The organism is Alteromonas lipotrueae, assembly GCF_019249255.1.
Taxonomy (GTDB): Bacteria; Pseudomonadota; Gammaproteobacteria; order Enterobacterales; family Alteromonadaceae; genus Alteromonas; species Alteromonas lipotrueae.
Genome location: NZ_JAESDJ010000007.1, coordinates 79,309 through 94,649, shown reverse-complemented (window position 1 = coordinate 94,649; position 15,341 = coordinate 79,309). Strand labels below are relative to the sequence as shown.

The window sequence follows — 15,341 nt, the reverse complement described above, 5'->3', positions numbered from 1 at the left end:
TGTTTGGTTTCAAGCTCTGATATTTTCAGGGCTTGAAGTCTTTCCGTTTATGATAGCGCTGCCCTATTTAGACATTGATACACCCTTTCCCCCTGTATCTGAAGCACTTGATGATCCAAACGGCCTACTAGCCTTTGGCGCAGATCTTAGCGCCCAGCGTCTTTTTTCGGCCTATTCTAGCGGAATATTCCCTTGGTTTAGTGATGACGAACCCTTGTTGTGGTGGTCACCCAATCCACGCTCTATTATCGAATTAGATGATTTCGTGTGTTCGAAAAGTTTACGCAAACTGGTTCGACAAAAGCGCTACAAGGTTACGCTGAATAGCGCATTCGATTCTGTGATTAATGCCTGTGCCAATATTCCTCGTAAAAATCCGAATTCACAGGCGCCCAGTCAAGACACCTGGATAACTGAAGATATGCAAAAAGCTTACAGTTATTTGCATCAGCTTGGTTTAGCTCATTCAGTCGAAGTGTGGGACGGTGATGCACTTGTAGGGGGCTTATACGGGGTTGGTGTAGGGAAAGTGTATTGCGGTGAATCTATGTTTCACAAGCAAAGCAACACCTCCAAATTAGCTATACTCGCATTAGTTGAGCACATGAAACGTAACAAGATGGCATTCATTGATTGTCAACTGCCAACGGATCATCTTGGCTCATTAGGTGCAAAAACGATTTTCCGTGACGAATTTATTGAAAAACTGCAGAGTAGCAACCACACTCTAACCGATGAAGGCTCTCTAACTACCGACTACATGCATCAGTGGCATCCGCAGGTTATTACACCGTGAGATTTGGAATTACGCAATCTTTTGATTGTAGCTATTTGCCCAATCAACAAGAACAATTACTGGTTTACGCGGAATCAGATAACCAGCTCGCGTGGCGTTATGGTCAACTTATTCAAGTAGGATTTAGGCGCAGTGGCGAGCAAATTTATCGCCCACACTGCCCAGACTGTCATGCCTGTGAATCAGTGAGAATACCGGTTGTCACTTTTCGGCCTTCTAAAAGTCAAAAGCGCATTCTCAATCGCAACCAACATTTTGTGGTAACCCGTGCCCAGAGCGCCAATCATTTATATTATCCGTTGTACGAGAAATATATTTGTGCCCGACACACCGATGGCAGCATGTACCCGCCTTCTAGAGAACAGTTTGAAAACTTTATTCTATGCGAATGGAAACGCCCACAATTTATTGAGGCCTATGATGGCGATACGTTAATTGCTGTGGCAGTAACAGACACCATCGATAATGGTGAAGAGCATCAGGCTTTATCGGCACTTTATACTTTTTACGATCCTGATTATCACTCATCGTCTCTCGGGACATGGATGATCATGATGCAAATCGAGCAGGCAAAACGACAAGAACGAGATTTTGTCTACTTGGGATATTACGTAGAAGAATGCCAAAAAATGTCTTATAAGCACAAATTTTTCCCTTATGAGCAATTTTCTGGCAACAAATGGCAGCGTTTTGATAAAAAACCTGCTTAATCGCTTTACACGCAAGGCAAGATTGGTTAATGTCTGCGCGGCAAAAAATTTGAATTACTGAGGTAACTGCTTTACATGGCAAAAGAAGATTGTATTGAAATGGAAGGTACGGTTCAAGACACCCTACCTAATACTATGTTCCGTGTTGAACTAGAAAATGGTCACGTAGTGACAGCACACATTTCTGGTAAGATGCGTAAAAACTATATCCGAATTCTTACTGGCGATAAGGTCACTGTTGAGATGACTCCTTATGACCTAACAAAAGGTCGTATCATTTATCGCGCCAGATAATGAGCCATTAAGCGGTCAACGCATTCCAAAAAAAAGCCCAATGTAGATCATTGGGCTTTTTTGTATGTGGCGGGTTAAGCCCCGCGAAGGCATTTTAGCAATACCCTTACGCTTGGGGTTTAGCATTAAAGTGTTTGGGTTTGCATTTGGGGTTAGCGCTTAGAATTTGGTACTTTGCATCAACAGGTAATAAACCTGCCTAGCAGTCTCAAATTTATCGCGTTAAGGGCTCAACGCTTAAATGTTCAAAGCTTCCATTTCACAAAAAACAAAAAAATGCCACACCCTTTTCAGGCGCAGCATTTTTTATTCGACATTAAACGTCTAGTACAACGAGTTCATTAGGTGTTAGCTAGACTCTGTTTCTTCTTTAACCGCATCAACGCCTGAATATTCAAACTCCAACTTATCGTCGTTCAAATCTACTTTAACGTCGCCGCCTTTCGTTAATTCACCGAACAGCAATTCATTCGCAAGCTCTTTCTTAATCTCTTCTTTAATTAAGCGAGACATAGGACGGGCACCCATGGCCTTGTCATAGCCCTTCTCGGCTAAATAAGCTCTAGCTGCAGGGGTAACCTCTAAAGATACACCTTTAACGTCCAGCTGCGCCTGAAGCTCGATAATAAACTTATCGACAACCTGCAAGATAACCTCAGCATCAAGGTGATTAAACCAGATAATACCGTCTAAGCGGTTTCTGAATTCAGGGCTAAACACCTTATTGATTTCAGATAGCGCATCGTGGCTATGATCTTGCTGTTTAAAGCCAATAGACTTGCGCACGGTTTCCTGTACACCCGCATTGGTAGTCATTACCAATACCACATTTCTGAAGTCTACTTTACGACCATTATTATCGGTAAGCGTACCGTGATCCATTACCTGCAACAAAATGTTGTAGATATCACTGTGCGCTTTCTCGATTTCATCTAGCAGTACCACTGAGTATGGATTTTTAATAACCGCATCGGTTAACAATCCACCTTGCTCAAAACCCACATAACCAGGAGGCGCACCAATCAAACGGCTTACCGCGTGGCGTTCCATGTACTCAGACATATCGAATCGAACCAACTCAACGCCCATTATTTTAGCAAGTTGCTGCGTGACTTCGGTTTTACCCACACCGGTAGGCCCTGCAAACAAGAAACTACCAATTGGCTTTTCTTCTGCACCTAAACCAGAACGCGACAGTAAAATAGCATCGTTAAGCGTCTCTATGGCTTTGTCTTGGCCAAACACCATCATTTTAAGGTTGCGGCCAAGGTTCTTAAGTACTTCTTTGTCAGACGCTGACACAGACTTTTCAGGAATTCGGGCCATTTTCGCAATAATCTGCTCAATATCCCCTACCCCAATCGTTTTCTTACGCTTCGATTGTGGCAACAAGCGCTGGCTTGCACCGGCTTCATCCATTACGTCAATGGCCTTATCAGGCAAGTGGCGTTCGTTAATGTACTTAGCCGATAGCTCGGCGGCAGCCTGAATCGCTTTTTGTGTATAGCGAACGTTGTGATGATCTTCATATCGGCTTTTAAGGCCAAGTAGAATTTTGGTGGTATCACTTACGCTTGGCTCAGTTACATCCACTTTTTGGAAACGACGGGCCAAGGCTCTGTCTTTTTCAAAAATACCTTGGTATTCCTGATAAGTTGTTGAGCCAATACAACGAAGTTCACCGCTTGAAAGCTTAGGCTTTAGCAAGTTCGACGCATCCATAACACCGCCAGATGCTGCACCAGCACCAATGATGGTATGAATTTCATCAATAAACAGAATGGCGTCTTCGTCTTTCGACAATTCTTTCAATATCGCTTTTAAGCGTTTCTCAAAATCACCACGATATTTAGTACCCGCTAGCAAGCCACCTAAATCTAGGGAATAAACGGTACTGTTGCTGATAACTTCAGGCACGTCTTCGTTTACAATTCGATAGGCCAACCCTTCAGCAATAGCGGTTTTACCTACACCAGCTTCACCCACTAGTAGCGGGTTGTTCTTTCTGCGACGACATAAAATCTGAATGGTGCGTTCTACTTCAGTGTCGCGCCCTATTAATGGGTCTACCTTACCTTCTTTGGCATGGCGATTTAAATCGGTAGCGTATTTACTTAATGCCGACCCACTTTCTTCCGCACCATCACCTTCTTCACCAGAATCTGAATTAATCGGTGCGTCATCTTCGGCTTTACTCACACCGTGACTAATGAAATTAACGATATCTAAGCGGGTTACATCAGACTTTTTAAGAATGAATACGGCTTGAGACTCTTGCTCACTGAAAATAGCCACGAGTACATTGGCACCCGTTACTTCTTCTTTGCCAGATGATTGCACATGGAAGACTGCACGTTGGAGCACGCGCTGAAAACCTAAAGTAGGCTGTGTTTCTCGTTCGTTCATTTGCTCGTCAAGAATCAACGGGGTGGTGTCTTTAACGAAAGAGATCAACTCGCTTTTAATTGCTTCAATATCCGCACCGCAGGCATGCAGTGCTTCACGGGCTGCCGAGTTATCAAGTAGCGCCAGCAATAAATGCTCGACCGTCATAAACTCATGGCGGTGTTCTCTGGCAAATACAAACGCATCGTTCAACGTCTGTTCTAATTCTTTATTTAACATATCGCTCGCCCTCTACAAATTGACTTACGCCTGTTCCATAGTACACATAAGCGGATGACTGTGCTTACGCGCATACTGATTCACCTGCATCACCTTGGTTTCTGCTATCTCAGCAGTAAAAATGCCACAAACCGCCTTACCTTGGTAGTGTACTGTTAGCATAATTTGATGAGCTTTCTCAGCATCCATATTGAAAAATTGCATGAGCACTTCAATTACAAAATCCATTGGCGTGTAATCGTCGTTGTTCAACAACACTTTATACATTGGCGGCGGCTGCGGTTTTTGGCGCTGCGCGTCTTTGAGTTTTTCCCTTTCGATGCTAATGGCGTTGTCTCTACTCATAATTAATAATAGTGCTTTGTTGGCAGATGTCTCACTAACTTTAGGATAAAATTAATTCACATTTGCTCTTGACATAATATGGTTAAAAAATCTACATTTTAGGGGTGACGTTGTTGTTTACAAGACACGTCACACTGCCTTCAATTATATTGTGGGGGCATAATCGTGTTAGTTCAAGGATTAAGAGGAAGTCGAAGTATGGCGATTGGCAAAGTTAAATGGTTTAACAACGCGAAAGGATTTGGTTTTATTGTACCTGAAGATGGTGGCGAAGATATTTTTGCACACTACTCAACTATCCAAATGGAAGGATATCGCTCACTTAAAGCTGGTCAAGAAGTCACGTATGACGTGCAACAGGGCCCTAAAGGCCTACACGCCGAAAACATAGGCTTTAAAGAAGAACCAGAGCGTTAAGTAACACCGAACAAATTCTACAGAAACCTGTTGCTGCCTCCTTAGGCGGCAGTGGGTTTTTTCTTAGGGAGTCGACTATCGTTCACTCTCATAGAGATGTCTGGCCTACTCTTTTTATTAAATTTTATTTATTTCCTCGCAACGCTTCTTTTATTTATTACTTATTTTTAAATATTCTGAGCTTACTTCAGATAATTTACCTTTCTGCTTACCCATATTGTTAGATTAAATTGCACTAACCAGTAAAAAACCGAAATTAATTAGCATAAAGCTGAGTAAATGTTTATAAATTTTTACCATTAATTTTTTTATTTTCAATCAATATAAAAAAAGCGCCCCTGACTATTTAACCAGGGGCGCTTTTAAATATAAGTTACTAAAAAATTAGTAACCTAATTAGTTTTATTAAGCGTTAAGAATCGCTTTCAAAGTTTCACTAGGTGACATAGTCGCTTCTAGTTTCTCTGAATCAGGGTAGTAGTATCCGCCGATATCTTGAGGCTTACCTTGAGATTCATCAATCTCAGTAATGATAGTATCGATTTTAGCCGATAGTTCATCATATACCGCTTTAAACTGCGCCGCTAAGTCAGCGTCTTCAGTTTGGTTAGCCACTTCTTCAGCCCAGTACAAACCAAGATAAACGTGGCTACCACGGTTATCTAATTGGCCTGCTTTACGCATTGGAGACTTGCCATTGTTAAGCAAATTTTCAGTTGCTTTGTCTAACGCAGTAGCGATTATTTTCGCTTTCTTGTTGTCGTGCTTAATAGCCACGTCTTCAAGTGAAACCGCTAACGCTAAGAACTCACCCAGTGAATCCCAACGAAGGTGACCTTCTTCAACGAACTGTTGAACATGCTTAGGTGCACTACCACCAGCGCCAGTTTCATACAAACCGCCGCCTGCCATTAGCGGCACAATTGAAAGCATTTTAGCACTGGTGCCAAGCTCAAGAATGGGGAACAAGTCAGTGAGGTAGTCACGCAGTACGTTACCGGTTACTGAAATAGTATCTAGGCCGCGAATAGCACGTTCCATACTGAAACGGATAGCGCGAACAGGTGCCATAATTGAAATGTCTAAACCAGACGTATCGTGGTCTTTCAAGTAAGTTTCTACTTTAGTGATTAGCTGTGCATCGTGAGCACGCTCATCATCTAACCAAAATACAGCAGGCATACCAGATTGGCGTGCACGGGTAACCGCTAGCTTAACCCAGTCTTGAATAGGTGCATCTTTCACCTGACACATACGCCAGATATCACCCTCTTCAACAGCATGCTCCATCAATACGTTACCGTCTTGATCGACAACTTGTACTGTACCGTCAGCTTCCATTTCAAACGTTTTATCGTGTGAACCGTATTCTTCAGCCTTCTGCGCCATCAAACCAACGTTTGGTACTGTACCCATTGTAGTTGGATCGAATGCACCGTGAGTTTTACAGAAGTTAATCACTTCCTGGTAAATAGTGGCGTACGTGCTTTCAGGAATAACCGCTTTAGTATCGTGCGACTTCCCATCCGGTCCCCACATTTGACCAGAGTTACGGATCATTGCTGGCATAGAAGCATCTACAATGACGTCACTTGGTACGTGTAGGTTAGAAATACCTTTGTCTGAGTTCACCATTGCGATAGGTGGACGGTCGGCATAACAAGCATTGATGTCTTTTTGAATTTCAGAACGCTGAGATTCAGGAAGGCTAGCAATTTTATCGTAAACGCTACCAAGGCCGTTATTAGCGTTTACGCCTAGCTCTTCAAAAAGGTCGCCCCATTTTTCGAACAAGTCTTTGTAGAAAACTTTAACGCAGTGACCAAACACGATGGGGTGAGACACCTTCATCATCGTAGCTTTAACGTGTAGAGAGAATAAAACGCCTGTATTTTTCGCATCTTCAATTTGTTCTTCGAAGAATTCACACAAGGCTTTTTTGCTCATGTACATTGCATCGATAACTTCACCAGCAAGTAAATTCACCTTAGGCTTAAGGGTTTTCTTGCTACCGTCTTTTCCGGTGAACTCAATGCTAACATAGCCTTCTTTTTCTACGGTTACTGATTTTTCACCTGAGTAGAAGTCGCCGCCACGCATGTGCGCTACGTGAGTGCGAGATGCTTGTGACCACTCACCCATTGAATGCGGATGCTTACGAGCAAAGTTCTTTACTGCAGTAGGTGCACGGCGATCTGAGTTACCTTCACGTAATACAGGGTTTACTGCACTACCTAATACCTTGCCGTAACGCTCACGAATATCTTGCTCTTCGTCAGATTTAGGCGAATCTGGGAAAGCCGGTACGTTAAAGCCTTTTTCGTTAAGTTCAGCGATAGTGGCGCGTAACTGAGGAATAGACGCACTTACATTTGGTAGCTTAATGATGTTAGCTTCAGGATCTTGCGTCATCGCACCAAGTTCAGATAACGTATCATTCACACGTTGCTCTTCAGAAAGAAACTCGGGGAAAGTAGCCAAAACACGGGCTGCAAGAGAGATATCGCTTAGCTCTACTTCAACATCAGCAGCACTAGCAAACTTCTTAATAATAGGAAGCAACGAGTACGTCGCCAGCATTGGCGCTTCATCTGTTTTAGTATAGATGATCTTAGACTTGGTCATTATGTACCTCAATGTTGTCGGTAGCGTACTACCGTTTTAGTCCATTAGTCGCACTAACACAAAGCATGTGGAAAGCCTTCGGTCACTACGATACGTAATTGATGTTTTATGTTCTGTTGCACTTAACAACAGAACCACTTGTTGTTTTCGTCCTCGTGCTGAGATTAACGCAACCTTCATGCACTCAACACGAATGGGCAGTCTGTTATTTTTATAACTGCGAACATTAGTATAAGGTCGAAACTTTTAGTTACAAGTCATACCATTGTCTTAACCGACGACTTGCCTGAATTTCACCGAATTTCCCACATATTTTTATGCCCTTTTTGGTTTTAGCCGTGTCTTATTTGGGCAGTTTTTCGCGCATTGTGATAGGCTTTTGCAATAGAAAGTATCCCTCGAATAAGAGTAATTATTCACACCATGGCAAACGAAAGCAAAATCGTATTATTCAACAAACCATTTCAAGTACTGTCTCAATTTACCGATGCGGACGGCCGAGAAACCCTCAAAGACTATATTGATATACCTGGGGTATATGCTGCCGGTCGATTAGACAGAGATTCCGAAGGGTTATTGGTGCTGACTAACGACGGAAAACTACAACATAAACTGGCGCACCCCGAAGCCAAGACCAGCAAAACTTATTGGGTACAAGTTGAAGGTATTCCTAACGAGGCCGCGCTAGACGCCTTACGGAACGGCGTTGAGCTTAAAGACGGTATGACCAAACCCGCAAAAGTTGTGGCTATAGACCCACCTGAACTATGGGACAGGATCCCGCCAGTTCGTTTTCGTCAAGCTATTCCTACTAGCTGGTTGTCTATCACAATCAGTGAAGGCAGGAACCGCCAAGTTAGACGCATGACCGCCCACATTGGCTTTCCTACATTACGTTTGGTGCGCTATCGCGTGGGCAACTGGACCATTGATGGCATCGATAATGGCAAATACGTGTGTTTCTAACATCAGCGTTATAGTAATGCCGATTTCTTCAAATACTCAATAGTGTGTTTCTTTTTTTAATACGTCACTGTAATGATGAAACCTAACTGTGATTACGTTCATTATTAGTTATAGCTTTTTGATTTATTGAATATTGAAATTCGGCGCTTGAAATACGCATTTAAACGACCAATTTACGCATCCCGACAATAAAATTTGTCGAGAAAGCAAAACGATTGAACACAATCGCTTTATTATGTGAATTGGTGTGCTTTATCTGGTAAAATCCGCCACCCTGAAATCAACCTAAATGAGTGTTATCTACGTTGTGACTGATATTGAATCAAACGCGAGCAAAAAAGTGATCGTCGGAATGTCCGGCGGCGTCGACTCTTCCGTTTCTGCCTACTTGCTATTACAGCAAGGCTATCAGGTAGAAGGCTTGTTCATGAAGAACTGGGAAGAAGATGATAATGATGAATATTGCTTAGCCGCCGAAGATTTAAAAGATGCACAAGCCGTCGCTGACAAATTAGGCATTGAGCTTCACACCATCAATTTTGCCGCTGAATACTGGGATAACGTATTTGAGTATTTCCTAGAAGAATACAAAGCAGGCAGAACGCCTAACCCCGATATAATGTGCAACAAGGAAATTAAGTTTAAAGCGTTCCTTGAATTTGCCGCCGAAGACTTAGGTGCAGACTATATTGCAACCGGTCATTACGTGCGCCGCCGCCATCAAGATGGCAAGTGGCAGCTATTGCGCGGGTTGGATGAAAATAAAGATCAAAGCTACTTCCTCTATACCCTAGGTGAAGAACACGTAGCGAAAACCTTGTTCCCTGTAGGCGATATTGAAAAGCCTCTGGTACGTAAAATTGCTGAAGAACAAGGGCTAATCACCCACGACAAAAAAGATTCCACCGGCATCTGTTTTATCGGCGAACGTAAATTTAAGGACTTTTTAGGCCGCTATTTACCTGCCCAACCCGGTATTATTGAAACTGCGGAAGGGGAAGAAATTGGTAAACACGAAGGCTTGATGTATCACACCCTCGGTCAACGCAAAGGCCTGCACATTGGTGGCCACGCAAAATACGGTGAAGAACCTTGGTATGTGGTAGATAAAGACGTAGCACGCAATGTATTAATTGTAGGCCAAGGTGCCGACCACCCTCGCCTATACTCTAAAGGCTTGGTGGCAAAACAACTGCATTGGGTAGACCGCACGGCTATTACAGAACCTATGCGAGCTGTGGTAAAAACCCGCTACCGTCAAACTGATATTCCCTGCGCACTCGCGCCAATCAATGATGATATGATTGAAGTCATTTTTGATGAGCCGCAAAAAGCGGTTACACCTGGTCAATCTGCCGTTTTCTACCTAGATGAAGTGTGTTTGGGCGGCGGAATTATTGAGAGCTATATTCGTTAATGTTAGATACAGACATAGAAAATAATTTGGCCTTGGCTGGCGTTTGCCAGTCTGCGGCACTTGTGCAAAGCCTTGCAAGAAAGGGCACGGCAAACGACGAAGCGGTAGAAGCAAGTCTTTCCAGTATTTTGGTTACCGATCCTGAAAATCCACAGCAAGTGTTTGGCAAGTTAAGCAACCTGGAAGTTGGGTATAAAACCTTATTCGCACAGTTATCAGATAAACAAACGAACAAAGACACCGAGTTGACGCGTTATATTGCCAGCATTCTTGGCCTTGAAAGAAAACTTGCACGTAAACCTGCCGCTATGAAAGAGCTAGCAGAGCGTATTTCTCACGTGCAGCGTCAATTGGCACATGTAGATTTTCAAAATCCGCAAATTGTGTCGTCGTTGGCCAGTATATACAGCGATATTATTAGTCCATTAGCACCGCGCATTCAAATAGCGGGCAACCCGGATCATCTTGGCCAACCGGCTACGCAGCACAAAGTTCGAGCTATATTACTTGCAGGCGTGCGCGCCGCGGTAATGTGGCGTCAAATGGGTGGTAAACGTCGGAACATTTTGTTTCGCAGAAAACAAATTTTAAATAGCGCTGTAAAGGCGCTCAGGCTGATAAACTAGTTAAGGAGCTGAAGGTGGAACTGAGTCAGTTAACTGCAATTTCCCCTGTCGATGGTCGATATGCTGGAAAAAGCGTAGAATTACGTAGTATTTTTTCCGAATACGGCTTACTGAAATACCGTGTTGAAGTGGAAGTACGTTGGCTGCAAATGCTATCGGCGAACACTAAAATTGAAGAAGTTCCTGCGTTTTCTGATACCTCAAACGCATTATTAGATTCTATTGTGGCTAACTTTAGTGTTGATGATGCTATGCGCATTAAAGATATTGAGCGCACCACCAACCACGATGTTAAAGCGGTTGAATACTTTCTAAAAGAACAAGTGGCTAGCAACAGCGAATTATCTGCTGTAAATGAGTTTATTCACTTTGCTTGTACGTCTGAAGATATTAACAACCTTTCTCACGGCCTTATGCTTACCGAAGCCCGTGATACCGTGTTGCTACCTTACTGCGACAAACTTATCGATGCCCTTATTGCACTTGCCAAGGAATACCAACACATTCCAATGATGGCACGTACACACGGCCAACCCGCCTCTCCTTCTACCATGGGTAAGGAAATGGCTAACGTGGCAATGCGTTTGAAGCGTCAACGTGCGCAAATTGCTAAGGTTGAAATTTTAGGCAAAATTAATGGCGCCGTAGGTAACTACAATGCCCATTTATCTGCTTACGCTGATGTAGACTGGCACAGCGAGTCTGAAAAGTTTGTCACATCACTAGGCTTATCGTGGAACCCATACACCACGCAAATTGAACCGCATGATTATATTGCCGAGTTGTTTGATGCAGTAGCCCGCTTTAATACCATTCTTATCGATTTCGATCGTGATGTGTGGGGTTATATCGCGCTAGGTCACTTTAAGCAAAAAACCATTGCAGGTGAAATTGGCTCTTCAACCATGCCGCATAAAGTTAACCCTATCGATTTTGAAAACTCGGAAGGTAACTTAGGCCTCGCTAACGCTATCTTTAATCACTTGGCTGCGAAGCTTCCTATTTCTCGCTGGCAGCGTGATTTAACCGACTCTACCGTACTTCGTAATTTAGGGGTTGGTGTGGGTTATGCGGTTATCGCTTATCAAGCTACCCTTAAAGGTATTAGCAAGTTAGAAGTTAACGAGCAAAGCTTGTTGAATGAACTTGATAACAACTGGGAATTACTAGCTGAGCCAATTCAAACGGTAATGCGTCGTTACGGTATTGAAAAGCCTTACGAGAAATTGAAAGAGTTGACCCGTGGTAAAAAGGTTAACGCTGAAATCGTAGCTGAGTTTATTGATAACTTAGACATGCCAGAAGCAGCAAAAGCTGACCTTAAAGCATTAACACCTGCAAGCTACATTGGTGATGCAATCAGGCTAGTAGATCAGTTATAAAGGCATCGCCTTTTCCATACACTTAAAAACGCGGCCAGTCCGCGTTTTTTTATAGTTGGGATTTAGGCATGCTTACACACAAAACATTTCATTCAAAAGCGGCAATACTTCACGCAACTGCACGCTTTTTTGCCCTGTGCTTATTGTTACAAACACCGCTATTGATGGCTTATGCTCACTACAGCGCACACCATATCGCACTGTGGTGGAATCTAACCTTTCATATTCTTTGTGCATTTACCACGCTATACCTTTGTAACAAAGGCCTGCCATCGCATGCTCGTACACTACTGTTAACCAGCTATTACAGCTATATCGTGCTAGCGACTTTCCTATGGCGTGGTGACGTGTACATTCAGCACTTTTTATTGATTGGCTGCTTATGCTGTGTGGGAGTGTTTAGCCAGCATGAGCAACGTCCACGACTTTACTGGGGGTTACTGTTCGCCCTAACATTCTGTGTTATCGACGGCCTATTTAGCTACTCGCTTCAAGGTTGGCAGGGCGCTATTCGCCGTAGCAACAGTATTACCTTAACCCTAGCCAGCGTGGGCCTTATACTGACCTTACATGCCCATAGCCGTCGCCACCTTCATCATCTTGCTGTGAACTACCGCCATACGCGGCAATTGTTAATAAAAGCAACTCCTGCAGCCAAGCTTACAAGCGCTTTTACTCGCCCTTTGAACCGCGTTTCAAACACCCCTCACAACGGGCTTTCGCGCCACACTTCAAATAGTTTTTCAACAGGGCTAACGCGTCAAACCTTTACCTCGGCCAGTGTGTTATTTGCAGATATAAAAGGTTATCAAACGTTGGCCCCCTTGTTTGGAGAACAAAACGTAATAGAGGCTTTAGATGCATTTTACAGCCAAATAGATGTGCTCGCCGCTGCGCACAACATGTTCCCAGTAAAAACGAATGGCGATGAATACATGGCGGTTAGCGAACTGTGTATGTTCCCTCCTTCTCACCCTGCAATTGGTGCGCAAAAAGGCGACCCAAATACGCAGAATAGTTCACAGGCAAGTGCGCAGAGTCATTCACACAGTAGAATGCAAGAAAATACACATCACATAAACAACTGCGTGCTGTTTGCCCTTGCCGTTACCGCCACCTTTAAAGTTTTTGCATTAAAAGAAGGCTGGCCGTGCCAAATTCGTATTGGTGTGGCAGCAGGCCCTGTTTCCGCTGGCATGCCCCAAAGGCAGCACGGCATTTTCGATGTGTGGGGTAATACAGTTAATTTGGCGTCTATGTTAGAACAACATTGCAACGGAAATTCCGTTACCGTTTGCGCTAGCACATTTCCCCATCTACCCGCTGAAACCCAAGCTAAATTCTGCCCCATTTTAATTAATAGCAAAATAGGTCAATTGGACGCCTTCGAGCACCGATTTACTGATACACGCTAGGCTAGTAACCCTTTATAGAATAAACGATAATACCCTCATAGATGCGTGGAGATTAATTAATGAAAGAATTCGATATTGAACATTTTCTATCTCATTATTGGCAACAAAAGCCCGTAGTATTACGTGGCTTTTTTCAAGATTTTGAAGATCCTATCGATGAGCACGATTTGGCAGGCTTGGCCCAAGAAGAAGAAATAGATAGCCGACTACTAAGCTTTGAAAATACCCGTGGCAACGCTACTGATAGCACAGGCGAATGGAAAGTACATCAAGGGCCTATTCATGATTTTGAAGCCGTGTGCGAAGGGGCATGGACCCTACTCGTGCAAAGTGTAGACAGGTATGTGCACGACGTCGCTGATATTCTTGAACCCTTCCGCTTTCTTCCAAACTGGCGCTTAGACGACCTAATGGTAAGTTTTGCCACTAAAAATGCAGGTGTTGGCGCACATATCGACCAATATGATGTGTTTTTAGTTCAAGGAAAAGGGCAGCGCCGTTGGCGTGTAGGTAAGCCTGGAGAATACAAAGAAGTATTCCCACACCCTAAACTTCGTCAAATTGAAGGCTTCGAGCCTATTATTGATGAAGTACTGCACCCTGGTGATGTGCTTTATATTCCGCCGGGTTGGCCACACGACGGTAAGGCGCTGGAAGACTGCTTAACCTACTCGGTAGGCTTTCGTGCCCCTGAAACCGCTCAACTCGCCGATAGCCTGTCGTTAATGTTAGAAACCAGCGACATTAACGTGCGATTTACCGATGCAGGTAGAAAGTTGTCAATGCCTTCGGCAGTGGTTGAACCCAGCGATATCGCCGCGTTGAAAAAACAGCTCATCACGGCCATTAATTCAGATGACTTTACCCATGCGTTGCTTGAATCGTTAAGCGAACAAGGGCTTCCTGAATATCCACCCGAGCATTTATATACAGATAGCCAAATAGCCGCAGGTTTTGAAGCGGGTGTAGAGTTTGCGCCTGCACCGGGTGTACGTGCGCTCATTGCAACTGATGCTGAAAATACATCGCTTTCTCGTTCTGGTAGCTACTTTTACGTTAACGGCGAACGGTTTAGTTTTAGCAAGGAAGATGAACAGTGGGTTCAGCTTTTAGTGAACAACGATGTTCTTTTTGCGAATATTCTGCCAGATCCCCCCTCTTTTGCGTTTTTAGCAACATTAACTACACTTATAAACAAAGGTTACTGGGAATGGATAGAAGCATAAAGCACCGATATGGCTTATACGATAGAGAACGTCGATTGGGCAAGGGATAAGCATCGACTTAAAGCAATTAGGGAAGATGTATTCGTTTTGGAATGGCGAGTACCCCAAGACAGTGAATTTGATGAGCGCGATGCCAGCGCTTTTCATGTACTGCTTTTGGAAGAAGGTGAGGAAGCCAGCTTACCCATTGCAACCGGGCGGTTAACTCAGTGTGGGGAAATTGGCAGAATTGCGGTGAAACGCGGCTACCGAAACATGTCTATTTACCGCACGCTGTTTGCGGCGTTAATAGAGGTTGCCAACCACCATCAAGTTACTATCTTAACAGTTAGCTGCAGCCTTGATAGTGTGTCGTACCATCAAGGCTTAGGCTTTAAGCCCGAAGGGCAAGTGTTTATGGACGGTGGCGTAGCACGACAGCGCATGCAATGCCCTGCAGAACGTTTTCCATTCCCCGATGTTTCACAAATGCATTAACTATCACATTAGCCATTGCA

Annotated in this window: 14 protein-coding genes; 11 read left to right on the top strand and 3 right to left on the bottom strand. The window is 43.7% G+C overall.

Annotated elements, in window-relative coordinates:
• Positions 1–49: 49 nt before the first annotated feature.
• The 3 genes from aat (at position 50) to infA (ending at position 1,800) form a co-directional block, all read left to right on the top strand.
• Positions 50–796 (top strand): leucyl/phenylalanyl-tRNA--protein transferase, encoded by a 747-nt coding sequence (gene aat, locus KYS23_RS11550; RefSeq protein WP_218418785.1) that lies wholly within the window; start codon positions 50–52, stop codon positions 794–796.
• A complete protein-coding gene (locus KYS23_RS11545) occupies positions 793–1,506 on the top strand; it encodes an arginyltransferase (RefSeq protein WP_159530759.1) in 714 nt (237 codons plus the stop codon). Before aat ends, KYS23_RS11545 begins: the two co-directional genes overlap by 4 nt.
• A gap of 75 nt (positions 1,507–1,581) precedes the next feature.
• On the top strand, positions 1,582–1,800 hold the full coding sequence (gene infA, locus KYS23_RS11540; RefSeq protein ID WP_013784390.1) for a translation initiation factor IF-1: 219 nt from the start codon (positions 1,582–1,584) through the stop codon (positions 1,798–1,800).
• Between the two features lie 348 nt (positions 1,801–2,148).
• Here the strand turns inward: infA and clpA are convergent, their stop codons facing one another.
• Together clpA and clpS are read right to left on the bottom strand one after the other, a co-directional pair.
• Positions 2,149–4,425, bottom strand: a complete 2,277-nt coding sequence (clpA, locus tag KYS23_RS11535; RefSeq protein WP_159530761.1) for an ATP-dependent Clp protease ATP-binding subunit ClpA — start codon at positions 4,423–4,425, stop codon at positions 2,149–2,151.
• Positions 4,426–4,449: 24 nt separating this feature from the next.
• The gene (gene clpS, locus KYS23_RS11530) at positions 4,450–4,770 is read right to left on the bottom strand and encodes an ATP-dependent Clp protease adapter ClpS (RefSeq protein ID WP_159530763.1); all 321 of its coding nucleotides are present in this window, start codon (positions 4,768–4,770) and stop codon (positions 4,450–4,452) included.
• Between the two features lie 198 nt (positions 4,771–4,968).
• Between clpS and cspD the strand changes: the two genes are divergently transcribed.
• Positions 4,969–5,187: a cold shock domain-containing protein CspD gene (cspD, locus tag KYS23_RS11525; RefSeq protein WP_013784394.1), complete on the top strand. Its 219-nt coding sequence runs from the start codon at positions 4,969–4,971 to the stop codon at positions 5,185–5,187.
• A 405-nt stretch (positions 5,188–5,592) separates the two neighbouring features.
• Here cspD and KYS23_RS11520 read toward each other — a convergent pair whose 3' ends face one another.
• The gene (locus KYS23_RS11520; RefSeq protein WP_218418783.1) at positions 5,593–7,812 is read right to left on the bottom strand and encodes an NADP-dependent isocitrate dehydrogenase; all 2,220 of its coding nucleotides are present in this window, start codon (positions 7,810–7,812) and stop codon (positions 5,593–5,595) included.
• Between the two features lie 423 nt (positions 7,813–8,235).
• On the opposite strand from KYS23_RS11520, the gene KYS23_RS11515 reads away from it, so the two are divergent.
• The 7 genes from KYS23_RS11515 to KYS23_RS11485 all read left to right on the top strand — a co-directional run bounded on the left by KYS23_RS11515 (position 8,236) and on the right by KYS23_RS11485 (position 15,321).
• Positions 8,236–8,778 (top strand): rRNA large subunit pseudouridine synthase E, encoded by a 543-nt coding sequence (locus KYS23_RS11515; protein ID WP_013784396.1) that lies wholly within the window; start codon positions 8,236–8,238, stop codon positions 8,776–8,778.
• Positions 8,779–9,067: 289 nt separating this feature from the next.
• A complete protein-coding gene (gene mnmA, locus KYS23_RS11510) occupies positions 9,068–10,195 on the top strand; it encodes a tRNA 2-thiouridine(34) synthase MnmA (RefSeq protein ID WP_218397251.1) in 1,128 nt (375 codons plus the stop codon).
• Positions 10,195–10,821, top strand: a complete 627-nt coding sequence (gene hflD, locus KYS23_RS11505) for a high frequency lysogenization protein HflD (protein WP_159530769.1) — start codon at positions 10,195–10,197, stop codon at positions 10,819–10,821. Before mnmA ends, hflD begins: the two co-directional genes overlap by 1 nt.
• A gap of 14 nt (positions 10,822–10,835) precedes the next feature.
• Entirely contained in the window at positions 10,836–12,203 is a 1,368-nt protein-coding gene (gene purB, locus KYS23_RS11500) for an adenylosuccinate lyase (protein ID WP_129737948.1), read from the top strand.
• Between the two features lie 68 nt (positions 12,204–12,271).
• Positions 12,272–13,618 carry an adenylate/guanylate cyclase domain-containing protein gene (locus KYS23_RS11495; protein ID WP_218418781.1) on the top strand — a complete coding sequence of 449 codons (1,347 nt, stop codon included), beginning with the start codon at positions 12,272–12,274 and terminating at the stop codon, positions 13,616–13,618.
• A gap of 59 nt (positions 13,619–13,677) precedes the next feature.
• Positions 13,678–14,844 (top strand): JmjC domain-containing protein, encoded by a 1,167-nt coding sequence (locus tag KYS23_RS11490; RefSeq protein WP_218397255.1) that lies wholly within the window; start codon positions 13,678–13,680, stop codon positions 14,842–14,844.
• A 9-nt stretch (positions 14,845–14,853) separates the two neighbouring features.
• Positions 14,854–15,321 carry a GNAT family N-acetyltransferase gene (locus KYS23_RS11485; protein WP_159530775.1) on the top strand — a complete coding sequence of 156 codons (468 nt, stop codon included), beginning with the start codon at positions 14,854–14,856 and terminating at the stop codon, positions 15,319–15,321.
• Positions 15,322–15,341: the final 20 nt, after the last annotated feature.